20 protein-coding genes are annotated in these 25,248 nt (G+C 63.7%); 13 read left to right on the forward strand and 7 right to left on the reverse strand.

The genetic code is table 11. The features are described from left to right. Complete coding sequence (locus PSEMO_RS10790) at positions 1–444, reverse strand: universal stress protein (RefSeq protein ID WP_075803062.1); 444 nt, start codon at positions 442–444, stop codon at positions 1–3. Between the two features lie 109 nt (positions 445–553). Between PSEMO_RS10790 and PSEMO_RS10795 the strand changes: the two genes are divergently transcribed. From PSEMO_RS10795 to PSEMO_RS10825, 7 genes are all read left to right on the forward strand, one after another. Next, positions 554–991, forward strand: a complete 438-nt coding sequence (locus tag PSEMO_RS10795) for a hypothetical protein (RefSeq protein WP_075803063.1) — start codon at positions 554–556, stop codon at positions 989–991. 490 nt (positions 992–1,481) lie between these two features. Then, complete coding sequence (fadB, locus tag PSEMO_RS10800) at positions 1,482–3,629, forward strand: fatty acid oxidation complex subunit alpha FadB (RefSeq protein WP_075803064.1); 2,148 nt, start codon at positions 1,482–1,484, stop codon at positions 3,627–3,629. Positions 3,630–3,660: 31 nt separating this feature from the next. Beyond that, entirely contained in the window at positions 3,661–4,836 is a 1,176-nt protein-coding gene (gene fadA / locus PSEMO_RS10805; RefSeq protein ID WP_075803065.1) for an acetyl-CoA C-acyltransferase FadA, read from the forward strand. A 77-nt stretch (positions 4,837–4,913) separates the two neighbouring features. Then, complete coding sequence (locus tag PSEMO_RS10810) at positions 4,914–5,165, forward strand: DUF1653 domain-containing protein (RefSeq protein ID WP_009404614.1); 252 nt, start codon at positions 4,914–4,916, stop codon at positions 5,163–5,165. Between the two features lie 100 nt (positions 5,166–5,265). After that, on the forward strand, positions 5,266–7,875 hold the full coding sequence (gene topA / locus PSEMO_RS10815) for a type I DNA topoisomerase (RefSeq protein WP_075803066.1): 2,610 nt from the start codon (positions 5,266–5,268) through the stop codon (positions 7,873–7,875). A 258-nt stretch (positions 7,876–8,133) separates the two neighbouring features. Then, a complete protein-coding gene (locus PSEMO_RS10820; RefSeq protein WP_075803067.1) occupies positions 8,134–8,655 on the forward strand; it encodes a DUF6586 family protein in 522 nt (173 codons plus the stop codon). Positions 8,656–8,706: 51 nt separating this feature from the next. Then, a complete protein-coding gene (locus tag PSEMO_RS10825; protein WP_009404620.1) occupies positions 8,707–8,943 on the forward strand; it encodes a hypothetical protein in 237 nt (78 codons plus the stop codon). Between the two features lie 67 nt (positions 8,944–9,010). On the opposite strand, the gene sulA is transcribed toward PSEMO_RS10825, so the two are convergent. Both sulA and lexA read right to left on the reverse strand, forming a co-directional pair. Continuing rightward, a complete protein-coding gene (gene sulA, locus PSEMO_RS10830; protein WP_075803068.1) occupies positions 9,011–9,484 on the reverse strand; it encodes an SOS-induced cell division inhibitor SulA in 474 nt (157 codons plus the stop codon). A gap of 12 nt (positions 9,485–9,496) precedes the next feature. Next, complete coding sequence (lexA, locus tag PSEMO_RS10835; RefSeq protein WP_075803069.1) at positions 9,497–10,111, reverse strand: transcriptional repressor LexA; 615 nt, start codon at positions 10,109–10,111, stop codon at positions 9,497–9,499. A 217-nt stretch (positions 10,112–10,328) separates the two neighbouring features. Between lexA and PSEMO_RS10840 the strand changes: the two genes are divergently transcribed. From PSEMO_RS10840 to nagZ, 3 genes are read left to right on the forward strand one after another with little or no spacing between them, the layout of a single operon-like run. After that, the gene (locus tag PSEMO_RS10840; RefSeq protein ID WP_075803070.1) at positions 10,329–11,042 is read left to right on the forward strand and encodes a TetR/AcrR family transcriptional regulator; all 714 of its coding nucleotides are present in this window, start codon (positions 10,329–10,331) and stop codon (positions 11,040–11,042) included. Between the two features lie 44 nt (positions 11,043–11,086). Further along, the gene (locus tag PSEMO_RS10845; RefSeq protein WP_075803071.1) at positions 11,087–11,611 is read left to right on the forward strand and encodes a L,D-transpeptidase; all 525 of its coding nucleotides are present in this window, start codon (positions 11,087–11,089) and stop codon (positions 11,609–11,611) included. Between the two features lie 25 nt (positions 11,612–11,636). Then, positions 11,637–12,635 carry a beta-N-acetylhexosaminidase gene (nagZ, locus tag PSEMO_RS10850; protein WP_178391989.1) on the forward strand — a complete coding sequence of 333 codons (999 nt, stop codon included), beginning with the start codon at positions 11,637–11,639 and terminating at the stop codon, positions 12,633–12,635. Positions 12,636–12,740: 105 nt separating this feature from the next. Here nagZ and PSEMO_RS10855 read toward each other — a convergent pair whose 3' ends face one another. Genes PSEMO_RS10855 through mfd form a run of 3 tightly spaced genes read right to left on the reverse strand, consistent with a single transcriptional unit; the run spans position 12,741 to position 20,070 of the window. Further along, positions 12,741–16,034 (reverse strand): DEAD/DEAH box helicase, encoded by a 3,294-nt coding sequence (locus PSEMO_RS10855; protein ID WP_075803073.1) that lies wholly within the window; start codon positions 16,032–16,034, stop codon positions 12,741–12,743. Between the two features lie 3 nt (positions 16,035–16,037). Beyond that, on the reverse strand, positions 16,038–16,610 hold the full coding sequence (locus PSEMO_RS10860) for a CsiV family protein (RefSeq protein ID WP_075803074.1): 573 nt from the start codon (positions 16,608–16,610) through the stop codon (positions 16,038–16,040). A gap of 10 nt (positions 16,611–16,620) precedes the next feature. Then, entirely contained in the window at positions 16,621–20,070 is a 3,450-nt protein-coding gene (gene mfd / locus PSEMO_RS10865; RefSeq protein WP_075803075.1) for a transcription-repair coupling factor, read from the reverse strand. Between the two features lie 169 nt (positions 20,071–20,239). On the opposite strand from mfd, the gene PSEMO_RS10870 reads away from it, so the two are divergent. The 3 genes from PSEMO_RS10870 (at position 20,240) to sthA (ending at position 24,474) form a co-directional block, all read left to right on the forward strand. Beyond that, positions 20,240–21,703, forward strand: coding sequence for a glyceraldehyde-3-phosphate dehydrogenase (locus PSEMO_RS10870; protein WP_075803076.1), 1,464 nt, complete (start codon positions 20,240–20,242; stop codon positions 21,701–21,703). Between the two features lie 183 nt (positions 21,704–21,886). Further along, positions 21,887–22,909: an FAD:protein FMN transferase gene (locus tag PSEMO_RS10875; RefSeq protein ID WP_075803077.1), complete on the forward strand. Its 1,023-nt coding sequence runs from the start codon at positions 21,887–21,889 to the stop codon at positions 22,907–22,909. Between the two features lie 170 nt (positions 22,910–23,079). Continuing rightward, entirely contained in the window at positions 23,080–24,474 is a 1,395-nt protein-coding gene (gene sthA / locus PSEMO_RS10880) for a Si-specific NAD(P)(+) transhydrogenase (RefSeq protein ID WP_075803078.1), read from the forward strand. 42 nt (positions 24,475–24,516) lie between these two features. On the opposite strand, the gene PSEMO_RS10885 is transcribed toward sthA, so the two are convergent. Further along, on the reverse strand, positions 24,517–25,239 hold the full coding sequence (locus PSEMO_RS10885; protein WP_075803079.1) for a glycerophosphodiester phosphodiesterase: 723 nt from the start codon (positions 25,237–25,239) through the stop codon (positions 24,517–24,519). Between the last annotated feature and the right edge of the window lie 9 nt (positions 25,240–25,248).

Consider the following 25,248-nt stretch of genomic DNA (forward strand, 5'->3'; position numbering starts at 1 on the left):
TCAGTCAGCTTTCTTCTGCAGGCGAACCGCCAATACATCGCACGGCGCACCATGCAGCACATCGTTGGCAGTCGAACCCAGCAGCAGCGCCAGGCCATGACGGCCATGGCTGCCCACCACGATCAGGTCGCAATGCTGGTCCTTGGCCAACTGGTGGATTTCCTGGCGAGGCTGCCCGTAGGTCAGGTGCGAATCGCCGCGGTTGATCTCCGGATATTTGTTGAACAGACGATCCATGCGCTCCTTGGCCTGGTCGAACTGCTGCTGTTGCAGTTGCGACAGGTCCATCGGCACGTCGCCGCCAAAGGCCATGGCCATCGGTTCGACGATATGCACCAGCGACACCTTGGCATTGCTCGGGCCCGCCAGCTCGCGGGCGCGCTTGATCACCGGATCGCATTCTTCGGTCAGGTCGACGGCAACCAGAATGTGTTCGTAGGGCATGAGGGTTCTCCTGACAATCGTAATAAAGAAAGTATGGTCCGTTTCGGGCTGATCGCATCCAGTTGCGGCTGATCCGCTCATCGGTAAAGTCTTGATAGGAATAACAGATATGACGGTCTGGGTAGTTGTGTCAATCCTCGCGCTGATTCTCAGCCCCCTGGCGTGGCTGTTGCCGTCGCGGCGCATGAGCGGGCGCATGGCCCTGCGCCTGGAGGCGCGGCGCATGGGTTTGCACATGCAACTGGCGCCGCAGACCTGGCCGCACTGGCTGCTGCACGAGCCTCCGGCGACCTGTGCGCAGTACCACCAGGCGCGGCGCAAGGGCTGTACGGATACCTGGAGTTATTGGCAGACCGAGCCGGGCGTCTGGCTCAACCAATGGCGCGAGCCGTGCGAGGACGCGCGGGTGCTGGAGCAACTCAAGCGCCTGCCGCCGAGTGTCTATAAAGCCGAGGCGGGCACGCAGATGATCGCCCTGTGCTGGGGTGAGCGTGAGGATGCCGCTGTATTGCAGGATGTTGCCCAGTTCCTCAAGACCCTGGCCTGAAAAACCTGGCATGAAAAAAGCCCGCCCGGTGACCCGGGCGGGCTGCAATGCACTGTAGACACTGGAAAAAAAGGCCAGGCAGGCCGGGAAAGTGTTTCAGTAGCCCGCAGTGTAGTGGGCAAATCATTTCTGCGCGCGTCAAATCCCCTTCTTTTTTCTCCTTCACGATGTTTACCCGGCCGGATCGATTTCCCGGCCGTGGCGTCTATCGCTTACGTGAATGATCGTCGATCACCGTCATGCCCTGTTGCTCAAAAGCCGTACAGAACTGACTGCAAAGTCGCTTTTTTCCTGTGCTTCTGGGGGTTTGACAAAGGTCATCTTTTGGTTGAATGTGTGCACACCCCAATCAAACGGGCGTATGAATTGAGCGTTTGTATTGTCAGAAAGCTCGTACAGAATCCCGACTATCATGCTGACGGTCTGGTCTGAAACAACAACGACAACAGCGGTCAGCGTGTCCCAGCTTCCATATCGTGGAGATCAGTTGATGATTTACGAAGGTAAAGCCATCACGGTTAAGGCTCTTGAAAGCGGCATCGTCGAACTGAAGTTCGACCTCAAGGGTGAGTCCGTCAACAAATTCAACCGTCTTACCCTGAACGAACTGCGTCAGGCGGTGGATACCATCAAGGCCGACGCTTCGATCAAGGGCGTGATTGTCAGCAGTGGCAAGGACGTGTTCATCGTCGGCGCGGACATCACCGAATTCGTCGACAACTTCAAGCTGCCCGAGGCCGAGCTGATTGCCGGCAACCTGGAAGCCAACCGCATTTTCAGCGACTTCGAAGACCTCGACGTGCCGACCGTCGTCGCCATCAACGGCATCGCCCTCGGTGGCGGCCTGGAGATGTGCCTGGCGGCCGACTTCCGCGTGATGTCCACCAGCGCCAAGATCGGCCTGCCTGAAGTCAAGCTGGGGATCTACCCGGGCTTCGGCGGTACCGTGCGCCTGCCGCGCCTGATCGGTGCCGACAATGCGGTCGAGTGGATCGCCTCCGGCAAGGAAAACCGCGCCGAAGACGCCCTGAAAGTGGGCGCGGTCGATGCCGTGGTCGCGCCTGAAAAACTCGGCGAAGCGGCCCTGGACCTGATCAAGCGCGCCATCAGCGGCGAGTTCGATCACAAGGCCAAGCGCCAGCCGAAGCTGGAAAAGCTCAAGCTCAACGCCATCGAGCAGATGATGGCCTTCGAAACCGCCAAGGGCTTCGTCGCTGGCCAGGCCGGCCCGAACTACCCGGCCCCGGTCGAAGCGATCAAGACCATCCAGAAGGCCGCCAACTTCGGCCGCGACAAGGCCATCGAAGTGGAAGCCGCAGGCTTCGCCAAGCTGGCCAAGACCTCGGTCGCCGAAAGCCTGATCGGCCTGTTCCTGAATGACCAGGAGCTCAAGCGCAAGGCCAAGGCCCATGACGAAATCGCCCGCGACGTGAAGCAGGCCGCCGTACTCGGCGCCGGCATCATGGGTGGCGGCATCGCCTACCAGTCCGCGGTCAAGGGCACGCCGATCCTGATGAAGGACATCCGCGAGGACGCCATCCAGCTCGGCCTGAACGAAGCCTCCAAGCTGCTCGGCAACCGCGTCGAGAAAGGTCGCCTGACCCCGGCGAAGATGGCTGAAGCCCTCAACGCGATCCGTCCGACCCTGTCCTACGGCGACTTCGCCAACGTCGACATCGTCGTCGAAGCCGTGGTCGAGAATCCGAAGGTCAAGCAAGCGGTGCTGGCTGAAGTCGAAGGCCAGGTCAAGGAAGATGCGATCCTCGCGTCGAACACCTCGACCATCTCCATCAACCTGCTGGCCAAGGCCCTCAAACGTCCGGAAAACTTCGTCGGCATGCACTTCTTCAACCCGGTGCACATGATGCCGCTGGTGGAAGTGATCCGTGGCGAGAAGTCCAGCGAAGTGGCCGTCGCCACCACCGTTGCCTACGCCAAGAAAATGGGCAAGAACCCGATCGTGGTCAACGACTGCCCGGGCTTCCTGGTCAACCGTGTGCTGTTCCCGTACTTCGGCGGCTTCGCCAAGCTGGTCAGTGCTGGCGTCGACTTCGTGCGCATCGACAAGGTCATGGAGAAGTTCGGCTGGCCGATGGGTCCGGCCTACCTGATGGACGTGGTCGGCATCGACACCGGCCACCATGGCCGCGACGTGATGGCCGAAGGCTTCCCGGATCGCATGAAGGATGATCGCCGCTCCGCCGTCGACGCCCTGTATGAAGCCAACCGCCTGGGCCAGAAGAACGGCAAGGGCTTCTATGCCTACGAAACCGACAAGCGCGGCAAGCCGAAGAAAGTCGCCGACGCCTCGGTGCTGGAAGTGCTCAAGCCGATCGTCTTCGAACAACGTGAAGTCAGCGACGAAGACATCATCAACTGGATGATGGTCCCGCTGTGCCTGGAAACCGTGCGCTGCCTCGAAGACGGCATCGTCGAGACCGCAGCCGAGGCCGACATGGGCCTGGTCTACGGCATCGGTTTCCCTCCCTTCCGCGGCGGCGCGCTGCGCTACATCGACTCCATCGGTGTGGCCCAGTTCGTAGCCCTGGCAGACAAGTACGCCGATCTGGGTCCGCTGTACCACCCCACCGCGAAGCTGCGTGAAATGGCCAAGAACGGCCAGCGTTTCTTCGGTTAAGCGCCCAACGGTATAGAGCGAGAGTGAATTTATGAGCCTGAATCCAAGAGACGTGGTGATTGTCGACTTCGGTCGCACGCCCATGGGCCGCTCCAAGGGTGGCATGCACCGCAATACCCGCGCCGAAGACATGTCCGCGCACCTGATCAGCAAAGTGCTGGAACGCAACGCCAAGATCGACCCGGCCGAAGTCGAGGACGTGATCTGGGGCTGCGTCAACCAGACCCTGGAGCAGGGCTGGAACATCGCGCGCATGGCGTCGCTGATGACCCAGATCCCGCACACCGCCGCCGGCCAGACCGTCAGCCGCCTGTGCGGCTCGTCGATGAGCGCGCTGCACACCGCCGCCCAGGCGATCATGACCGGCAACGGTGATGTGTTCGTCGTCGGTGGCGTCGAGCACATGGGCCACGTCAGCATGATGCACGGCGTCGACCCGAACCCGCATATGTCCCTGTACGCCGCCAAGGCGTCGGGCATGATGGGCCTGACCGCCGAGATGCTCGGCAAGATGCACGGCATCAGCCGTGAACAACAGGACCTGTTCGGCCTGCGCTCGCACCAGCTCGCCCACAAGGCGACCGTGGAAGGCAAGTTCAAGGACGAGATCATCCCGATGCAGGGCTACGACGAGAACGGCTTCCTCAAGGTCTTCGACTACGACGAAACCATTCGCCCGGACACCACCCTGGAAAGCCTCGCGGCGCTGAAGCCTGCCTTCAACCCGAAAGGCGGCACCGTGACTGCCGGTACTTCCTCGCAGATCACCGACGGCGCCTCGTGCATGATCGTCATGTCGGCCCAGCGCGCCCAGGACCTGGGCATCCAGCCGCTGGCCGTGATCCGCTCCATGGCGGTGGCCGGCGTGGACCCGGCGATCATGGGCTACGGCCCGGTCCCGGCGACCCAGAAAGCGCTCAAGCGCGCAGGTCTGAGCATTGCCGACATCGACTTCTTCGAGCTCAACGAAGCCTTCGCCGCACAGGCCCTGCCGGTGCTGAAGGATCTGAAAGTGCTCGACAAGATGGACGAGAAGGTTAACCTGCACGGCGGCGCGATCGCCCTGGGTCACCCGTTCGGCTGCTCGGGGGCGCGTATCTCGGGTACCCTGCTCAACGTCATGAAGCAGAACGGCGGTACTTTCGGCGTGTCGACCATGTGCGTCGGCCTCGGCCAGGGTATCACCACGGTCTTCGAACGCGTCTGATCGCGTGGTTGACCAAACCGGGGCCTGGTGCCCCGGTTTTTGTTTTTCCGAAAATTTTTTTCAAGAGGATCCGCAGCATGCAGATACAACCAGGCGTCTACCGGCATTACAAAGGGCCTGAGTACCGTGTCTTCGGCACTGCGCGGCATTCCGAGAGCGAGGAATGGGTGGTCTTCTACCAGGCCCTGTACGGCGAATTCGGCCTGTGGGTGCGGCCGTTGTCGATGTTCCTGGAGTCGGTGGAAGTTGACGGCGAGCAAGTCCCACGCTTTGCTTTGGTCGAGGCCGAAGCGACGCTGTTTTCGCGACCGGATGGCGCAGGCGGCTGAACTCCCGCGCTTGACCTCATTCTATAGCCACTATATATAGCGGTGCCGCGTCAGGTGCCTGACGTGTTTTTTATTTCGATATTCAGGAATTTTCCGATCCATGGGCAAATCGCTGGTCATTGTGGAATCCCCGGCCAAGGCCAAGACCATCAACAAGTACCTGGGCAACCAGTACGTGGTGAAGTCGAGTATCGGCCATATCCGCGACCTGCCCACCAGTGGTTCGGCCAGTGCCACCAAGGAACCTGCCGCCAAGCGCGGCAAGACCGCCGGTGAAGCGCCGGCGCTGTCGCCCAAGGAAAAGGCGCGCAAGCAGCTGGTAGCGCGCATGGGCGTGGACCCGGATCACGGCTGGAAAGCCAAGTACGAAATCCTCCCGGGCAAGGAGAAGGTCATCGACGAATTGCGTCGACTGGCCAAGGATGCCGACACCATCTATCTCGCAACCGACTTGGACCGCGAAGGGGAAGCCATTGCCTGGCACCTGCGGGAAGCCATCGGTGGTGACGACAGCCGCTACAAGCGCGTGGTGTTCAACGAAATCACCAAGAAGGCCATCCAGGAGGCCTTCTCGCAGCCGGGCGATCTCGATATCGACCGGGTCAACGCCCAGCAGGCGCGGCGCTTCCTCGACCGCGTGGTGGGCTACATGGTCTCGCCGCTGCTCTGGTCGAAGATCGCCCGCGGCCTGTCCGCTGGCCGGGTGCAATCGGTGGCAGTGAAGCTGGTGGTCGAGCGCGAGCGCGAGATCCGTGCCTTCATCCCCGAGGAATACTGGGAGATCCACGCTGACCTCGGGACCGCGAAGAACGCCAAGGTGCGCTTCGACGTGGCCCGGGAGAAGGGCGAAGCCTTCAAGCCGCTGAACGAAGCCCAGGCCATGGCCGCGCTGGAGAAGCTCAAGGCGTCCAGCTACACCGTGGCCAAGCGCGAAGACCGCCCGACCAGCTCCAAGCCGTCGGCGCCGTTCATCACTTCGACCCTGCAGCAGGCGGCGAGCAACCGTCTCGGCTTCGGCGTGAAGAAGACCATGATGATGGCCCAGCGTCTCTACGAGGCCGGCTACATCACCTACATGCGTACCGACTCGACCAACCTTTCGACCGACGCCGTGGAAATGGCGCGCAGCTACATCGAGAGCGAGTTCGGCAAGAAGTACCTGCCGGAAGCGCCGATCGTCTACGGCAGCAAGGAAGGCGCCCAGGAAGCGCACGAAGCGATCCGTCCTTCCGACGTCAACACCCACCCGAGCAAGCTCAGCGGCATGGAGCGTGATGCCGAGCGGCTGTACGAGCTGATCTGGCGCCAGTTCCTGGCCTGCCAGATGCCGGCCGCGCAATACCTGTCGACCACCGTCAGCGTCAACGCTGGCGACTTCGAGCTGCGTGCCAAGGGCCGCATCCTCAAGTTCGACGGTTACACCCGCGTGCTGCCGCAGCAGAGCAAGCCGGGCGAGGACGATGTCCTGCCGGAAATGACCCAGGGCGAAGTGCTCAAGCTGGTCCAGCTGGATCCGAGCCAGCACTTCACCAAGCCGCCGGCGCGTTACTCCGAAGCCAGCCTGGTCAAGGAAATGGAAAAGCGCGGTATCGGCCGTCCGTCGACCTACGCCGCGATCATTTCCACCATCCAGGACCGCGGCTATGTGACGTTGCACAACCGCCGCTTCTACTCCGAGAAGATGGGCGACATCGTCACCGAGCGCCTCTCCGAGAGCTTCTCCAACCTGATGGACTATGGCTTCACCGCCGGCATGGAAGAGAACCTCGACGACGTCGCCCAGGGCGAGCGTGACTGGAAGAATGTACTGGACGAGTTCTATGGCGACTTCAGCAAGAAGCTGCAGGCCGCCGAGTCCAGCGAAGACGGCATGCGTGCCAACCAGCCGACCCCGACCGACATTCCGTGCAAGGAATGTGGCCGGCACATGATGATCCGTACCGCCTCCACCGGCGTGTTCCTCGGCTGCTCGGGCTACAGCCTGCCGCCGAAGGAGCGTTGCAAGGCCACGGTCAACCTGGTGCCGGGCGATGAGATCGCCGCGGACGACGAGGGCGAGTCCGAATCCCGCGTGCTGCTGGGCAAGCATCGCTGCCCGATCTGCGCGACGGCGATGGATGCCTACCTGCTGGACGAGAAGCACAAGCTGCATATCTGCGGCAACAACCCGGATTGCGTCGGCTACGAGATCGAGGAAGGCAACTACCGGATCAAGGGCTACGAAGGGCCGAGCCTGGAGTGCGACAAGTGCGGCAGCGAGATGCAGCTCAAGACCGGCCGCTTCGGCAAGTTCTTCGGCTGCACCAACCCCGAGTGCAAGAACACCCGCAAGCTGCTCAAGAGCGGCGAGGCGGCGCCACCAAAGATGGACAAGGTGGACATGCCGGAGCTCAAGTGCGAGAAGGTCAACGACACCTACGTACTGCGTGATGGTGCTTCGGGTCTGTTCCTGGCCGCCAGCCAGTTCCCGAAAAACCGCGAGACCCGTGCGCCGCTGGTGCTGGAAATCATCCCGCACAAGCATGAGATCGATCCGAAGTACCACTTCCTCTGTGATGCGCCGCAGAAGGATCCTGAAGGTCGTCCGGCAGTGATTCGCTACAGCCGCAAGACCAAGGAGCAGTATGTGCAGACCGAAGTGGACGGCAAGCCGACAGGCTGGCGTGCGTTCTACGACGGCAAGGCGTGGAAGGTCGAAGACAAGCGTTAAGCGCTTCGGCGGGTAGTTGAAAGGCCGCGGCTGACGATGTCAGGCGCGGCCTTTTTGTTTGTTCTCTCGGGCCCTATCGCTGGCAAGCCAGCTCCCACAGGTTCTCCAGTGCTCTCAAGAGCGGCGCGGTACCTGTGGGAGCTGGCTTGCCGGCGATGAGGCCCTCAAGTACGAAAAAGCTTACAGATCCTTGCACAGGGCAGAAGCTTCCCCGAAACTGACAGACCCCGCCCCGCAGCCCTATCGGAGAGCGCCTCAATGGCCCAGGAACTCTACACCCGCACCAATCAGAAAATTTTCTTCGCCGGCCTGGCCCTTGAAGGTCTTGGCAAGGCGCAGGAAAGCCGGGCGATGAATGCCCAGGCGCTGGTCCAGGCCGAGCGGGAGTCGGCGCTGTTCCATCTGTACGGTGCGCTGCTGGGGCTGTGCCATGAGATCGCCGGTTTCTACCGCCTGCCGCAGGCCAATGCTTCCCGCGCCGAGCAATTGCTGACCCCTGAGGTGCTGGAAAGCATCGCCATCCCGGAAATGGCCGAACTGGTCGAGCTGGCCCAGCAACCGGAGACCTGGCTGGCGCGTTTGTTGAGAGCTTATTCCGATTTGTTCAAACCGCCGGTCGCCCACAAGGCGCCCAAGGGCGATGTCACCCAGCCGCTGATTCAGGCTGTGAGCCTCGACGAACCCGCTGTAGCCCCGCTGTCCCGGGAAGAACTGGAAGAATGGCGGCAGAATCTGAAGAAACTGACCGTGCGTTTCCGCGAGGGCCTCAGTGAGTGCTGATTGTGACCGGCACTGTTACAATATCGCCCTTTCCTGGAGACCTGTTCTGATATGCCCACGTCCTTTCTAGAAATTGTCGAATTGCCAGACGGCCGCATCGAACTGCGCCGTGCCGAGGACGAGGGTTCCCTGGTCACCTTGAGTTTTTCCGAAGACGCCAAGGCGTTCCTGCAGGGCCAGCATGTCGAGGTGGCCAAGGCCATGCTCAGCGTTGGTGTGCAGATGGCGGGGCGTCTGGTGGAAGGTGAGATCGAGCGGGAAGACGAAGGACCACGCGTCCTTCACTGAGACTGGCCGGGCTTCCTCGCAATGAGGAAGCCGGATGTTCGGCGGGTGCTTGCGGTTAAATCGAGTATCAACCCAAACGGATATTGAGGCTCTGCGCGCTGCCGGCGTTGCCAGCACGGGTCAGTTGTTGCCGTGCTGCGCTGCCCAGCGGAGTCAGCCAGCTCACCACGGTGTGGCTGCGGCCCAGGCGCAGGGCGTCGCAGGCCAGTTGCAAGGCGCTCTGGTTGCCCCGCGGCTGCAGGATCAGGATGCGCTCGCGGTTCAGTCCCGCGTCCCGCAGCCAGGCCTGGGTCAGGCTGGCCGGCGGGGCGATCAGGGTCAGCCAGCGGTTATCGTCTTCTTCGCTCAGTTCGCGCAGGACCGGCGCCAGCAGGTTCTGGCAGTGCTCCAGCGCACCACGGAAAGACAACTCGCTGAAGACCTGCGGCTCATTACTGGCGCGCGCGGGTTTTTCCGCTTTCAGTCCGGGCAGGGCTGGCTGGGCCAGGAATGCCTCGAACAGGGGTAACTGTGCTTGCTGTGGTGTGTGGGTAAACTGCATGACGCCTCCTGGTTACCGGCGAATGACGCCGACGCTCAACCCCTCGATCACCAGGTCCTGTTCCTTCAGGTTGACCTCGATGGGGGCGAATTCGGGATTTTCCGCGATCAGCCAAACCTTGCTGCCTTCACGTTTGAAGCGCTTGACCGTGACCTCGTCACCCAGGCGGGCTACGACGATCTGCCCATTGCGTGCTTCGCGGGCGGTGTGTACGGCGAGCAGGTCGCCGTCGTAGATGCCGACGTCCTTCATGCTCATGCCGTGCACGCGCAACAGGTAGTCGGCGCGGGGATGGAAGAAGGACGGGTTGATGGCGCAGGATTCCTCGATGTGCTGCTCGGCGAGGATCGGTGCACCGGCGGCGACGCGACCGATGATCGGCAGGGTGCTTTCATCCTGCTGTGGTCGGGCTTCGAAGCCGGGAATGCGGATGCCGCGGGAGGCACCCGGAGTCATCTCGATGGCGCCCTTGCGGGCCAGGGCCTTGAGGTGCTCCTCGGCGGCGTTGGGGGACTTGAAGCCCAGTTCCTGGGCGATCTCCGCGCGGGTTGGCGGGAAGCCGTTGGCTTCGAGGCAGCGCTTGATAAAAGCCAGAATCTCAGCTTGGCGGGGCGTCAGTTTTAGCATGTCGATGGCTCTGTCTTTTTATACAGTGACTGGGATTATATACAGTAGGTTGGCAGCTGCAAGCTTCAAGCTTCAAGCAGCAAGAAAAAGCACGCCGCGCACGTCTTGCAGCTTGCAGCTTGCGGCTTGAAGCTGTGATCTAATAACGCCCCTGACTTGACAGTCACGCCGATGAAACGTATGTTTCAAACAACTGTTTGTCAGGTAGATCATTTTCATGGCCCAATCGGAAACCGTCGAACGCATCCTCGATGCTGCCGAGCAGCTGTTCGCGGAAAAAGGCTTTGCCGAAACCTCGCTGCGCCTGATCACCAGCAAGGCCGGGGTCAACCTGGCGGCGGTCAACTATCACTTCGGTTCGAAGAAGGCGCTGATCCAGGCGGTCTTCTCGCGTTTCCTCGGGCCGTTCTGCCAGAGCCTCGAGCGTGAGCTGGACCGGCGCCAGGCGCGGCCCGAGCAGAAGCCGAGCCTCGAGGAACTCCTCGAGATGCTGGTGGAGCAAGCCCTGGTGGTGCAGCCGCGCAGCGGCAACGACCTGTCCATCTTCATGCGCCTGCTGGGCCTGGCCTTCAGCGAGAGCCAGGGCCACCTGCGGCGCTATCTGGAAGACATGTACGGCAAGGTATTCCGCCGCTACATGCTGTTGGTCAACGAAGCGGCCCCGCGTATTCCCCCGATCGAACTGTTCTGGCGCGTGCACTTCATGCTCGGTGCCGCGGCGTTCAGCATGTCCGGGATCAAGGCGTTGCGGGCGATCGCCGAGACCGATTTCGGCATCAACACCTCCATCGAACAGGTCATGCGCCTGATGGTGCCGTTCCTCGCCGCCGGCATGCGTGCCGACAGCGGGGTCACCGACGAGGCCATGGCGGCCGCGCAACTGCGTCCGCGCAGCAAGTCGGGCAGCGCGCCGGCGCCTGCCAAGGCCTGATCGCGACTGGGCGCGACGCCTGGCTTCGGCTAAGCTAGCGCCCCATGTCTACTCTCGATCTGCTGCATATTTCCCTTGCCGATCAATGCCTTTACGGGTTCGCCCAAGGGCGTCTGGTCGTGCGTCTGCCGGTGTCAACGGCGCTCAATGGTCCGGGTGAACGCAACGGTTCCGGCTGCACGCCGCGTGGCCTGCACCAGGTCCGCGCGAAGATCGGTGCGGGCCTGCCGCAAGGTGCGGTGCTGCGCGGGCGGCGCTGGACCGGCGAGACCTGGACCACCGAACTCCACGCACAATTTCCCGGTCGTGACTGGATCCTGACGCGCATACTCTGGCTCAGCGGTTGCGAGCCCGGCCACAATCGCCTGGGGCCGGTCGATACCTTCCGCCGCTACATCTATCTGCACGGCACGCCGGACACGGAACCCATGGGCGTGCCGTTGTCCCATGGCTGCATTCGCCTGCGCAATGCCGACCTGATGGACCTGTTCGACCGGGTCCCGGCGCATTGCCCGGTTCGTATCGAAGAAGCCGCCTGCCCGCAGTGGGCAGGCGCGCCCCTGACTTGAAGGATCGTTTATGACTGCCTGTCGCCTGCAAGGCTCCCTGATGGTGGATATCGCCGGTACCCGGCTGACCGCCGAAGACCGCCATCTCCTGCGCCAGCCCGAAGTGGCCGGCCTGATCATCTTCGCTCGCAACATCGACAGCCCGCGCCAGGTGCGCGAGCTGAGCGCGTCCATCCGCGCCATCCGCCCGGACCTGATTCTCGCCGTCGACCAGGAAGGCGGCCGCGTCCAGCGCCTGCGCCAGGGCTTCGTGCGCCTGCCGGCGATGCGCGCCATTGCCGACAATGACAACGCCGAGTATCTGGCCGAACAGTGCGGCTGGCTGATGGCGACCGAAGTGCTGGCCGTGGGCCTGGACCTCAGTTTCGCCCCGGTGCTGGACCTGGATCACCAGCGCAGCGCCGTGGTCGGCAGCCGCGCCTTCGAGGGCGATCCGCAGCGCGCCACGGCGCTGGCGGGTGCCTTTATTCGCGGCATGAACGCCGCCGGCATGGCGGCGTGCGGCAAGCACTTCCCCGGTCACGGCTGGGCCGAGGCCGACTCCCATGTCGCCATTCCCACCGACGAGCGCAGCCTGGAGCAGATCCGTGCTGCCGACCTGGTGCCGTTCACCCGCCTCAGTGGGCAGCTCGCGGCGGTCATGCCTGCCCACGTCATTTATCCACAGATCGACAATCAACCCGCCGGCTTCTCCCGCCGTTGGTTGCAGGAAATCCTGCGCGGTGAACTGGGCTTCGACGGGGTGATCTTCAGTGATGACCTGTCCATGGCCGGGGCCCATGTGGTGGGTGATGCGGCTAGCCGGATCGAGGCGGCGCTGAGTGCCGGTTGCGATATGGGGCTGGTGTGCAACGATCGCGCCGCGGCCGAGCTGGCGTTGAGTGCCGCGCAGCGGATGAACGTCAGGCCGTCGCCGCGGATTGCGCGGATGCGCGGGCAGGGCTTCGCCCGCACCGATTATCGTGAGCAACCGCGCTGGCTGGAGGCGCTGGGGGCTTTGAAGCAGGCGCAATTGGTCGATTGATGTAGCGAATTCCAGGGCCTCATCGCTGGCAAGCCAGCTCCCACAGTGTCCGCGGCGCCGCCGAACCTTGTGGGAGCTGGCTTGCCAGCGATGAGGCCTTCGAAATCAACGGGTTTTCTGCTGCTCCGGCAACGGCGAGAACAACGCCTCGATATCATCCGCCGCCAGCTTCCACTGGCCCGCCTCGTTGCCCTCCAGCAGCCCCGCCGCCAGCGCGGCCTTGTCCTTCTGCAACTGCTGGATCTTTTCTTCCACCGTGCCCCGGGTGATCAGCTTGTAGACGAATACCGGCTTGTCCTGGCCGATGCGATACGCACGGTCGGTGGCCTGGTTTTCCGTGGCCGGGTTCCACCAGGGGTCGTAGTGGATCACGGTATCGGCGGCGGTCAGGTTGAGCCCGGTGCCGCCGGCCTTGAGGCTGATCAGGAACAGCGGGGTATCGCCGTTCTGGAACTGTTGCACCGGTGTGCGCCGGTCCTTGGTGTCGCCGGTCAGCAGGCTGTAACGGATCTTGCGTTTCGCCAGCTCTTCCTCGATCAGCGCGAGCATCGAGGTGAACTGGGAGAACAGGAGGATCTTGCGGCCTTCCTTGAGCAGGTCGTCGAGCATGTCCATCAGGCTGCCGAGCTTGCCTTTGTCCGACTGCGGGCCCTTGACCACGGCATTGGCCACCAGGCGCAGGTCGCAGCAGACCTGGCGCAGCTTGAGCAGCGCTTCGAGGATGACGATCTGGCTGCGCGCCGCGCCGTTGCGGGTGATCTCGGCGCGGACCTTGCTGTCCATCGCCACCCGCACGGTTTCGTAGGTGTCGCGCTGGGCGTCGCTGAGATCGACCCAGTGGGTGATCTCGCTCTTGGCCGGCAGTTCGGTGGCGACCTGTTCCTTGGTCCGGCGCAGGAGAAACGGGCGGATCCGCGCCGCCAGGTGGCTCATGCGCTCGCCATCGCCATGCTTCTCGATGGGCGTGCGGTAGTCGCGGGCGAAGGTCTTGCTGTCGCCCAGCCAGCCGGGCAGGAGGAAGTGGAAGATCGACCACAGCTCGCCGAGGTTGTTTTCCATCGGCGTGCCGGTCAGGCACAGCCGCTGGTTGGCCTTCAGTTCGCGCGCCGCCTGGGCGGCCTTGCTGCTGGCGTTCTTGATGTTCTGCGCTTCGTCGAGGATCAGCAGATGCCAGTCGATCGGGGTGAAATGCTCAAGGTCACGGGGCAGCAGGGCGTAGGTGGTGAGGACCAGGTCGTAGTCGCGCAGGTCGGAAAAATACCGGTTGCGCCCGGCGCCGTGCAGGGCGATGACCTTGAGCTGCGGAGTGAAGCGCGCGGCTTCGTCCTGCCAGTTGGGGATCAGGCTGGTGGGCATCACTGCCAGCGCCGGGCTTTTCAGGCGGCCGGCGTTCTTTTCCGCCAGCACATGGCTGAGGGTCTGCAGGGTCTTGCCCAGGCCCATGTCGTCGCCGAGCAGGCCGCCGACTTCCAGGTCGCGCAGGGTCTGCAACCAGCTCAGGCCTTCCAGTTGGTAAGGCCGCAGCGTTGCGTTCAGGCCGTCCGGCGCCTGGACTTCGGTATAGGGCGCGCTTTTCAGGCGCGAGGCGAAGTCACGCAAGCGCTCGCCGCCCTGCCAGCTCAGGGAAATATCGGAAAGGTTGCTCAGGCGCGCTGCGTCCGGGGCGGCCAGGCGCAGGCTGGGGCCGTCGTGTTCCGTGAGGTAGAGCTCGCCGAGGGTCGCCATCAGCGTCTTGATCCGCCCATAGGGCAGGGCGACCCGGGCGGCGGTGGCGCCCAGGCGATGGCGGTTGAGGTCGATCAGCAGGAATTCGTGGTCGCCGCGCTTGGCCAGCTCGCTGGCGCGCAGCAGTTCCGGATTGCTGCGCAGCAGGTGCAGGAGGATCGGCAACAGGCTGTGGCGCTCGCCGTTGACCACGATGCCCAGCTCCAGGTCGAACCACTGGTGCCCGGCGTTTTCCTCGATATCGGCGTACCAGTCGTCCACTTCCTGCAGGTTGAAGGCGAAGTCGGCGTGGATCTCCAGCTCCCAGCCGGCCTTGCGCAGGGCCGGCAGGCCCTCGCGGGAGAAGTCCAGCCATTGCTGGTCGGTGTCGAGCAGCAGGAGCTCGCCGGCGCTTTCCGGGAGGGCCTTGCTTTGCCGGGTGGCGACCTTGAAGCCCCAGTCCTTCAAGACCTTGCGCAACGCTTGCTCGGCCTGCGGGTCGCGCTGGATATGCTGGGTGACGCCGTCGATGAAACGGCTCAGCGGCTTGTTGCTGCTGGTGCGCAGGCCGTCGTAATTGAACGACAGTGCGGCGCGGTGTTGCAGTTGGCGCTGCATGCGCCCGCTCTTCGGCGCATACGCACTGAATTCGTGGCTGCCGAGGATCAGGTGGGCGACGGGCGGGATGTCGTCCAGGGTTTCCTCGCGCAGCTTGGCGGGTGTCGGCAGCGCCTTGTTAAGGGCGGCGAGGCGATGGCTAAGCTGGGCTACCAGGGGTTCCGGTACGTCCGGGGCCTCGGTCAGTTGCTGAGCAACGTAGGGGTCCAGGTTGTGCCGCAGCAGGCCGGCCTGCATGATGGTGATATCGAACCAGTACAGCGGTTGCAGTGGCAGGACCCTGCGGACGGGTTCATCGCCGTGATGCCAGACGCCCCAGTAGTGGCCGTTCTTCTGGCGTACCCAGCGGAACTCGGCGTCGAGGATCGGGCCTTGGGTCACCGGGCGCATGCCTTCGTCGAACATCAGGCGCCCGGTGTCCAGCGCTTGCTGGAACACCTCGCTGTCGTGCTTCTCGTCGAGGGGGAAGGTCATGCCCCAGAATCGCTGCTTGCGGTTGAGGTGCAGGAGAATCTGCCGGTCTTCGGGGGTGACGTATTTGGGCGGCTGGAACAGCAGTTCGGGGATCGAGCGCAGGTTGGCGAACTGCAGGTGCCCATTGGGCTGGCGCGTACCTTTGCGGATCTTCAGGCAGAAGATCTCTTCATCGAAGTGGATGAAGTAGTAAAGCCCGCGGCCCTGGCTGTCTGGCCGCTGCTGATCGGTGCTGCCCGGCGCGGGCTTTTCCAGCTTGCCCAGCCAGGATTCGAGGTCTGCGGTCAGCCTCTCGCCCGAGGGTTCGAGGTGATCCTGGGCCCAGAAGATCACCGCCGCGCAATGCTTGCAGTCGTAGCCCACCGGGCAGGTGCACTCGCTATCCAGCCTGTATCCGTCGGCGCCCATCGGTTTGATAGCGATCGTCTGCCGGTAGCGGTTGTCGCCCGAGCCCTCGCAGGTCGCGTGGATCGTGCCGTCCTCGACCTTGACGATGCGTACGCGTTGTTGCCTGGCGTAGTCGAGCCCGCGCTGCAGCACCCTGGGGCTGAATTCGTTCTCCCACGTCCTGCTTCCGAGCAGCCGGTCGAGCAGATGGGCCATGCCTTACTGCTCCATCATTTCAGGATCAGGCGCAGGGCTGGCCGGCGCGCCCACCTTGCGGATCTTCACCAGCAGCGCCAGGTGCCCGCCATCGAGGAAGGTCAGCTCCGCGCTCTTCACGTTCCTGTTGACCTGGCGGAAGGCTTCGCTCTGAAGCACGCCGCCGTTGGCGTCGAACTGGTTGATCCAGAAATTCGCCTCGACATTGATGAAGCGCGCTTCGCTCAGGCTCAGGTTGCCCTCGATGGGGAAATGCCCGAACTGCTCCTGGCCGTCACTGATGGCGACCTTCGATTCGCCGCTGCCAACGCTCTGCTGCCAGGCTTTGTGCGCGAGCACGGTGTACTGGCTGTCGGCGGACAGGGCGGCCACTTCCTTGTCGAGGATCGGCTGGCGCACATCGTATTGCGCAATCGGCGCAGCGCCGTTGCGCCAGTCTTCCGGAGCGAACTGGCTGGTGATGGCCGGCACGGCGTTCTGCCGTACCAGGATCATTTCCACCAGGTACTGGCTGTCGGCGAAGGCCGCCGGCGCGACCAGCGCCAGCAGCAGGGTGAGGTTGCGAATGGCACGCATGGATCTTCCTTTACGCGGTTTGCGGTGTCAGGCGCTCGAACAGCGCTTCCAGTGTCGAGAATCGTTCATCGGCGCGCTCCATGGGCACCATGAACCTGAATTGCGTGGCGCCTTCGAACTTGTAGCGCTTGGGCTGGCCCTGGATCAGCTTGATCAGCACCAGCGGATCGACCGGGGTCTCGCTTTCGAATTCGATCTTGCCGCCTTGCGGGCCGGCATCGACCTTCTTGATCCCGAGCTTTTCCGCCTGCAGCTTGAGCAGGGTCAGGCGGATCAGGTTCTTGGTCGGCTCGGGGAGCAGGCCGAAACGGTCGATCATTTCCACTTGCAGGTCGTTGAGGCCGTCTTCGTCCACCGCCGAGGCGATGCGCTTGTAGAGGATCAGGCGCGCATGCACGTCGGGCAGGTAGTCTTCGGGAATCAGTGCCGGCAGGCGCAGGTTGATCTCCGGACCACCGCCCAGCGGCTGGTCGAGGTTCGGCTGGGTGCCCTTGCGAATCGCCTTGACCGCCCGTTCGAGCATTTCCATGTAGAGGGTGAAGCCGACGGCCTGGATCTGCCCGCTCTGGCCTTCGCCGAGCAGCTCGCCGGCGCCGCGGATTTCCAGGTCGTTGGTGGCGAGGACAAAGCCGGCGCCGAGGTCCTGGGTGTTGGCGATGGCTTCCAGGCGCTTCTCCGCATCGGCACTGATCTGCTGGCGCGGCGGCGTCAGCAGGTAGGCGTAGGCCTGGTGGTGGCTGCGTCCGACCCGGCCGCGCAACTGGTGCAACTGGGCCAGGCCGAACTTGTCGGCGCGCTCGATGATGATGGTGTTGGCGCTCGGCACATCGATGCCGGTCTCGATGATGGTCGAGGCGATCAGCACGTTGAAGCGCTTGTGGTAGAAATCGCTCATCACCTGCTCGAGTTCACGCTCGCGCATCTGCCCGTGGCCGATGCCGATGCGCGCCTCGGGCACCAGTTCGGCGAGGTCGGCGGCGCATTTCTCGATGCTCTTCACATCGTTGTGCAGGTAGTAGACCTGGCCGCCGCGCAACAGCTCGCGCAGCAGCGCCTCCTTGATGGTGCTCTTGTTCTGCTCCATGACGAAGGTGCGCACCGACAGCCGGCGCGCCGGCGGGGTGGCGATGATCGACAGGTCGCGCATGCCCGACACCGCCATGTTCAGGGTGCGCGGGATCGGTGTGGCGGTCAGGGTGAGGATGTCGACTTCGCTGCGCAGGGCCTTGAGCTGCTCCTTCTGGCGCACGCCGAAACGGTGTTCCTCGTCGATGATGACCAGGCCCAGGTCCTTGAACTTGACGTCGTCCTGCAGCAGTTTGTGGGTGCCGATGACGATATCGATCTTGCCCTCGGCCAGCTCGACCATGGCGCTGCTGACTTCCTTGGCCGACTTGAAGCGGCTCATCACTTCGACGCTCACCGGCCAGTCGGCGAAGCGGTCGCGGAAGCTGTTGTAGTGCTGCTGGGCGAGCAGGGTGGTGGGCACCAGGATGGCCACCTGGCGCCCGCTGTGCACGGCTATAAAGGCGGCGCGCATGGCCACTTCGGTCTTGCCGAAGCCGACGTCGCCGCAGACCAGGCGGTCCATCGGCTTGGCCGCGAGCATGTCTTCGCGCACGGCTTCGATGGCGTTCTGCTGGTCCGGGGTTTCCTCGAAGGGGAAGCCGGCGCTGAAGGCGGCGTAGTCGGCGCTCGGGTCGGCAAAGGCGTAGCCCTTGCGCGCGGCGCGGCGGGCGTAGATGTCGAGGAGTTCGGCGGCCACGTCGCGAACCTGCTCGGCGGCCTTGCGCTTGGCCTTCTGCCAGGTCTCGGAGCCGAGGCGGTGCAGCGGGGCGAGGGCATCGTCGCTGCCGGTGTAGCGGGCGATCAGGTGCAGGTTGGCCACCGGCACGTAGAGCTTGGCGCCCTCGGCGTATTCCAGGGTGAGGAATTCGGCGGCCTGGTTGTCGATCTCCAGGGTCGCCAGGCCCAGGTAACGGCCGACACCGTGGTCGATATGCACCACCGGGGCGCCTTCGCGCAGCTCGGTGAGGTTCTTGATCACCGCGTCGTTGCTGGCATCGCTGCGCTTCTCGCGGCGCCGGCGCTGCATCACGCGCTGGCCGAACAGCGGGCTTTCGGCGACCAGGGCCAGGGCCGGGTCTTCCAGGACCAGGCCGTCGTCCAGTGGGGCGATGGTGATCGCCAGGCGGTCCTTGCCGGTGACGAAGTCGAGCCAGCTTTCCACGGTCTGCGGGCGCAGTTTCAGGCGTTCCAGCAGCTCCAGCAGGACTTCGCGGCGCCCCGCCGATTCGGCGGTGAACAGCACGCGGCCGGGGAACTGGTCGAGGAACGCCGAGAGCGCGGCCAGCGGCTGGCTGGCCTTGGCCTCGATGGCCAGGTTCGGCAGTTTCTGCGCGGCGAAGCGCTCGCGGCCGGCGCCGGCTTCCACGTCATCGGCGCTGACCACGATACGCGGCCAGCCCTTGAGCCTGGCGAAGCAGTCCTCCACCGGCAGGAACAGCTCGGCCGGCGGCAGCAGCGGCCGGTTCGGGTCGATGCGGCGCTCGTCGTAGCGCCCGCGCACGTCGTTCCAGAAGTGCTCGGCGGCCTGCTCCACGCCCGGCAGGGAAAACACCTGGGTGTCCTGAGGCAGGTAGTCGAACAGGGTCGAGGTATCTTCGAAGAACAGCGGCAGGTAGTACTCGATGCCGGCGGGGATGATGCCGCTGGTGAGGTCCTGGAAGATCGGGCTGCGGCGGAAGTCGACGTCGAAGCGTTCGCGGAAGCGTGCCTTGAAGCGGGTCACGGCCTCCTTCTGCAAGGGGAATTCCCGCGCCGGCAGCAGGCGCACCGATTCGACCTTGTCGATGGAGCGCTGGGTTTCCGGGTCGAAGGTGCGCAGGGTCTCGATCTCGTCGTCGAACAGATCGATGCGGTAGGGCAGCTTGCTGCCCATGGGGAACAGGTCGATCAGGGCGCCGCGCACGGCGAACTCGCCATGCTCGTAGACGGTGTCGACGCAGCGGTAGCCGCTGGCTTCCAGGCGCGTGCGCATCTGCTCGACGTCGAGCTTCTGGCCGATATCCAGGACCAGGCTGCTGCCCAGCAGGAAACTGGTCGGCGCCAGGCGGTGCAGGGCCGTGGTGATCGGCACCACGAGGATGCCGTGGTTCAGCTCCGGCAGGCGATACAGGCTGGCGATCCGCTGCGAGATGATGTCCTGGTGCGGCGAGAACAGGTCGTAGGGCAGGGTTTCCCAGTCGGGGAAGGGCAACACCGCCAGCTCCGGCGCGAAGAAGCGCAGCTCCTGCTCCAGCCGGTCGGCGCTCTGGCTGTCGGCGGTGAGCAGCAGGGTGAAGCGTTTGGCGGCGCTGGCAGCCTCGGCGATGGCCAGGCTCAGGGCGGCGCCGGGCAGGTTGCCCCAGGTTTGTTTGCCGGCGGTGGCCGGAAGGTGCGGTAGACGCAGAACTGGCACGGGAGGTCGAGCTCCAAGCGTTGCGACAAAGAGACCGATTGTACCGGTCCGACGCCCGTGGGGTAAGGCTTGTGGCGCGCAAATTGGCACGTTGGGGCAGGGGCGACAGGCGCTCATTGCTCCAAGCGCGGCACGGCGGCATAATGTAGCCCCTTTTTTCTGTCCCTACATGTGGAAGGTTCCCGTGACTCAGAAGCCCGACCAGTGTCTTGGTGAGTGGATCGATCGTGAAGCGCTTGCAGAAGCGATGATCCCGCTTATCGGTCAGCTCTACCGCAATAACAACGTGGTGAGCTCGATCTATGGCCGCAGCCTGATCAACCGTTCGGTGATCTCGATCCTCAAAGCGCACCGCTTTGCCCGTCATCGCCAGAGCGACGAAACCGAACTGTCCGTCCACGAGACATTCCCCCTGCTCAAGGCCATGAGCGAGCTGAAACTGGGCGCCGCTTCGGTCGACCTGGGCAAGCTGGCCAACAAGTTCAAGCTCGAAGGCAACGGCCGCAGCGCCGAGCAGTTCGTGCGTGAAGAGCTGGCCGAAGTGGTCGGTCAGCAGAACGCTTCCGCACGCAAGGGCACCGATGTCGTCCTGTACGGTTTCGGCCGCATCGGCCGCCTGCTGGCGCGCATCCTGATCGAGAAGACCGGTGGTGGCGACGGCCTGCGCCTGCGCGCCATCGTCGTGCGCAAGGGCGCGACCAACGACCTGATCAAGCGTGCCAGCCTGCTGCGTCGTGACTCGGTTCACGGCCCGTTCGACGGCACCATCACCGTCGATGAAGAGAACAACACCATCACCGCCAACGGCAACCTGATCCAGGTGATCTACGCCAAGGCGCCGAGCGAAGTCGACTACACCCAGTACGGCATCGACAACGCCCTGATCGTCGACAACACCGGCGTATGGCGTGACGCCGAGGGCCTGGGCCAGCACCTGGCCTGCCCGGGCGCTGCCCGCGTGATCCTCACCGCACCTGGCAAGGGCGCGCTGAAGAACATCGTGCACGGCATCAACCACGGTGAAATCACCGCTGACGACAAGATCATCTCCGCCGCTTCCTGCACCACCAACGCCATCGTGCCGGTGCTGAAGGCGCTGAATGACCAGTACGGCATCGTCAACGGCCACGTCGAAACCGTTCACTCGTTCACCAACGACCAGAACCTGATCGACAACTTCCACAAGGGCAGCCGTCGCGGCCGTGCCGCGCCGCTGAACATGGTCATCACCGAGACCGGCGCCGCCACCGCAGCCGCCAAGGCACTGCCAGTGCTGAAGGGCAAGCTGACCGGCAACGCCATCCGCGTTCCGACGCCGAACGTCTCCATGGCGATCCTCAACCTGAACCTGGAAAAGGCCACTACTCGCGAAGAGCTGAACGAGTACCTGCGCCAGACCGCCATGCATTCGGACCTGCACAAGCAGATCGACTACGTGAGCAGCCAGGAAGTGGTATCGACCGACTTCGTCGGTTCGCGCCACGCCGGTGTGGTTGACGCCGAAGCCACCATCTGCAACGAAAACCGTGTTGTCCTGTACGTCTGGTACGACAACGAATTCGGTTACAGCTGCCAGGTAGTGCGCGTGATGGAAGACATGGCTGGTGTGAACCCGCCTGCGTTCCCGCGCTAAGCTTGCGGGTGCGTTGAAAAAGAACGGGAGCCTCAGGGTTCCCGTTTTTTTTGGAGTTTTGTTTTGTTCTTTCGGGCCTCATCGCTGGCAAGCCAGCTCCCACAGGTATCGTGTGCACCGCTGGACCTGTGGGAGCTGGCTTGCCAGCGATAGGGCCCTGAAGACCGCTACAGGAGGAGCAGTTTGAAACCAATCCTGAGCACCCTCTGTGCCCTGTTCATCCTGACCGGCTGCAGCAAGCCCGACCCGGTCGAGCGCCTCACCGGCCCCACCATGGGCAGCACCTGGACAGTGCAATACCTTCCGCCCGCCTCGGGCCCGGACGCCAGCCAGGTCAAGCAAGAGATCGAAAGCATCCTCGCCGGGATCGACCAGCACTTCTCCACCTACCGCAACGACTCCGAGGTCGCCCGTTTCAACCGCCTGCCCGCCAACAGCTGCCAGCCCATGCCCGCCGACGTGCTCAAGCTGGTGCGCCTGGGCGAAACCCTCTGGCGCGAAAGCGGTGGCGCCTACGACCTCAGCGTCGAACCGCTGATGGACCTCTGGGGCTTCGGCCCGCAGTCCCGTGAAGAAAAAGTCCCCAGTGCCGAGCGCCTGGCCGAAGTCCGCCAGCGCGTCGGCCAGGGCCACCTGCGCATCGAAGGCGAGCAACTGTGCAAGGACATCGCCCTGGAGCTGGACTTCGACAGCATCGCCGCCGGCTACAGCGTCGACCGCATCGTCGAGCGCCTGCGCGGCCTGGGTATCGACAGCCTGCTGGTGGAAGTCACCGGCGAACTCAAGGCGCTCGGCCGCAAACCCGATGGCAGCGCCTGGCGCGTAGCCCTGGAATGGCCGCGGGAAGACCGCCAGATCGCCGAGCAGATCCTCAGTATCGACGGGCTGGGCATCTCGACGTCGGGTGACTACCGCAACTATTTCGAGGAAAATGGCCAGCGCTTTTCCCATACCTTCGATGCTCGTCTCGGCCGGCCAATCGCTCATGCCCTGGCGGCGGTGACGGTATTCGATGCCTCGGCACTGGTGGCCGATGGTTACTCCACCCTGTTGCTGATCCTCGGGCCGGAGCAGGGCTGGGAATTCGCCGTGACGCAGAATCTGCCTGCGGTTTTCGTGATCCGTGCCGATAGTGGTTTTGTCGCCCGTGTGACCCCGGCCTTCGAGCGGATCGTCGGTAAGGGCGCAGGTAAAAACGAAGAATGAATGTCTTGCATGTAGTGCAGAGAAAAATAGCCTACGACGCGACCAAGGGTTAATGTGCGCGCCGTTCAAGCTTGATTAGACTGCACCCGAATTTTTTCATGGCGTCCAACCGTGCGCCATGATGCCCCGGTCGCCGATGTGGCGCCCGGGCCTGTTCTGAAGGAGTACGCATGGCTGTCTACAACTACGACGTAGTGGTGCTGGGTTCCGGCCCGGCAGGAGAAGGGGCGGCAATGAATGCTGCCAAAGCAGGACGCAAGGTCGCGATGGTCGATAGCCGTCGCCAGGTCGGCGGCAACTGCACCCATCTGGGCACCATCCCGTCCAAGGCCCTGCGTCACTCGGTGCGCCAGATCATGCAGTTCAACACCAACCCGATGTTCCGGGCCATTGGTGAGCCGCGCTGGTTCTCCTTCCCCGACGTGCTGAAAAGCGCCGAGAAGGTCATCTCCAAGCAGGTCGCTTCGCGCACCGGCTACTACGCCCGTAACCGCGTCGACGTGTTCGTCGGCACCGGCAGCTTCGCCGACGAGCAGACCGTGGAAGTGGTCTGCGCCAACGGCGTGGTCGAGAAGCTGGTGGCCAAGCACATCATCATCGCCACCGGTTCGCGTCCGTATCGCCCGGCCGATATCGATTTCCACCACCCGCGTATCTACGATAGCGACACCATCCTCAGCCTCGGCCACACCCCGCGCAAGCTGATCATCTACGGCGCCGGGGTGATCGGTTGCGAATACGCGTCGATCTTCAGCGGCCTGGGTGTGCTGGTGGAACTGGTGGACAACCGCGGCCAGCTGCTGAGCTTCCTCGACTCGGAAATCTCCCAGGCCCTGAGCTACCACTTCAGCAACAACAACATCACCGTGCGCCACAACGAAGAGTACGAGCGCGTCGAGGGTGTGGACAACGGTGTGATCCTGCACCTGAAGTCGGGCAAGAAGATCAAGGCCGACGCCTTGCTGTGGTGCAACGGCCGCACCGGCAACACCGACAAGCTGGGCCTGGAGAACATCGGCATCAAGGTCAACAGCCGTGGCCAGATCGAGGTCGACGAGGCCTACCGCACCCAGGTGCCGAACATCTACGGTGCCGGTGACGTGATCGGCTGGCCGAGCCTGGCCAGTGCCGCCCACGACCAGGGTCGCTCCGCCGCCGGCAGCATCGTCGACAACGGCAGCTGGCGCTTCGTCAACGACGTGCCGACCGGGATCTACACCATTCCGGAGATCAGCTCGATCGGCAAGAACGAGCAGGAACTGACCCAGGCCAAGGTGCCGTATGAAGTGGGCAAGGCCTTCTTCAAGAGCATGGCCCGGGCGCAGATCGCCGGCGAGCCGCAAGGCATGCTGAAGATCCTGTTCCACCGCGAAACCCTGGAGATCCTCGGCGTGCACTGCTTCGGCTACCAGGCTTCGGAGATCGTGCATATCGGCCAGGCGATCATGGACCAGCCGGGTGAGCGCAATACCCTCAAGTATTTCGTCAACACCACCTTCAACTACCCGACCATGGCCGAAGCCTATCGGGTAGCGGCCTATGACGGCCTGAACCGGCTTTTTTGAGCGGCTCCGGCCGGTGGCCTGAGCCGGCCGGGGAGATCGATTTCAGCGATTCCCGAGGGTGGCAGTGGCCAAACCGGGAAAGTCTGTAATCAGGCTGTCTACGCCGAAGTCGGCGAGCCGGCGCATCAGCGCCGGTTCGTTGACCGTCCACACCGACACATGCAGCCCCTGGCGCTGAGCTTTCATCAGGCGCTCGGGGCTGCAGTGCGTCCAGTTCAGCGCAAGCAATTCACAGCCATAGTTCTGCGCGACCTTCAGCGGGTCGAGCCAGGCATATTCCGCCACCAGGCCGCGGGAAATGTCCGGTACCAGTTCCTGGGCGGCGCCCAGCACTTCGCGGGAACTCGAGGTGATGGTGATCTTGTCCAGCAGGCCGAAACGCTGGGCCATTTCGCGAATCGCCAGCACGGTGGTCGCCGCACGGGTCCGCGAGGCGCTCTTGACCTCCAGTTGCCAGTGCTCGAACGGGCATTTCTCGAACAGCTCTTCAAGCCGCGGGATAGGGCAGGGCTGCACCCAGCCCGGGCCACCCTTGCGCGCGTCGTAGGTCACCAGGTCGGCGGCCGGATGCTCCACCACCTTGCCACGGCGGCCGGTGGTGCGTTTCAGGGTCGGGTCATGGATCACCATCAGCTCGTTGTCGGCCGACAGGTGCAGGTCGAGTTCGCAGCGTCGCACGCCGTGCTGCAGGCACTGCTGGAAGCTGGTCAGGGTGTTTTCCGGGGCTTCGCCCTTGGCGCCGCGATGGCCGTAGATCTGCGTCACGTTTGTTCC

Source organism: Pseudomonas putida, from assembly GCF_001941965.1.
Lineage (GTDB): Bacteria > Pseudomonadota > Gammaproteobacteria > Pseudomonadales > Pseudomonadaceae > Aquipseudomonas > Aquipseudomonas putida_L.

Bases quoted from the DNA above. Each gene is read 5' to 3' on its own strand.
- PSEMO_RS10825 (WP_009404620.1), top strand. From the start codon at position 8,707: ATGCCCACGTCCTTTCTAGAAATTGTCGAATTGCCAGACGGCCGCATC.
- PSEMO_RS10870 (WP_075803076.1), top strand. From the start codon at position 20,240: ATGTGGAAGGTTCCCGTGACTCAGAAGCCCGACCAGTGTCTTGGTGAG.
- PSEMO_RS10795 (WP_075803063.1), top strand. From the start codon at position 554: ATGACGGTCTGGGTAGTTGTGTCAATCCTCGCGCTGATTCTCAGCCCC.
- topA (WP_075803066.1), top strand. From the start codon at position 5,266: ATGGGCAAATCGCTGGTCATTGTGGAATCCCCGGCCAAGGCCAAGACC.
- PSEMO_RS10810 (WP_009404614.1), top strand. From the start codon at position 4,914: ATGCAGATACAACCAGGCGTCTACCGGCATTACAAAGGGCCTGAGTAC.
- sthA (WP_075803078.1), top strand. From the start codon at position 23,080: ATGGCTGTCTACAACTACGACGTAGTGGTGCTGGGTTCCGGCCCGGCA.
- PSEMO_RS10790 (WP_075803062.1), bottom strand. From the start codon at position 444: ATGCCCTACGAACACATTCTGGTTGCCGTCGACCTGACCGAAGAATGC.
- fadB (WP_075803064.1), top strand. From the start codon at position 1,482: ATGATTTACGAAGGTAAAGCCATCACGGTTAAGGCTCTTGAAAGCGGC.
- PSEMO_RS10840 (WP_075803070.1), top strand. From the start codon at position 10,329: ATGGCCCAATCGGAAACCGTCGAACGCATCCTCGATGCTGCCGAGCAG.
- PSEMO_RS10855 (WP_075803073.1), bottom strand. From the start codon at position 16,034: ATGGCCCATCTGCTCGACCGGCTGCTCGGAAGCAGGACGTGGGAGAAC.
- sulA (WP_075803068.1), bottom strand. From the start codon at position 9,484: ATGCAGTTTACCCACACACCACAGCAAGCACAGTTACCCCTGTTCGAG.
- fadA (WP_075803065.1), top strand. From the start codon at position 3,661: ATGAGCCTGAATCCAAGAGACGTGGTGATTGTCGACTTCGGTCGCACG.
- PSEMO_RS10860 (WP_075803074.1), bottom strand. From the start codon at position 16,610: ATGCGTGCCATTCGCAACCTCACCCTGCTGCTGGCGCTGGTCGCGCCG.
- PSEMO_RS10845 (WP_075803071.1), top strand. From the start codon at position 11,087: ATGTCTACTCTCGATCTGCTGCATATTTCCCTTGCCGATCAATGCCTT.
- PSEMO_RS10820 (WP_075803067.1), top strand. From the start codon at position 8,134: ATGGCCCAGGAACTCTACACCCGCACCAATCAGAAAATTTTCTTCGCC.
- lexA (WP_075803069.1), bottom strand. From the start codon at position 10,111: ATGCTAAAACTGACGCCCCGCCAAGCTGAGATTCTGGCTTTTATCAAG.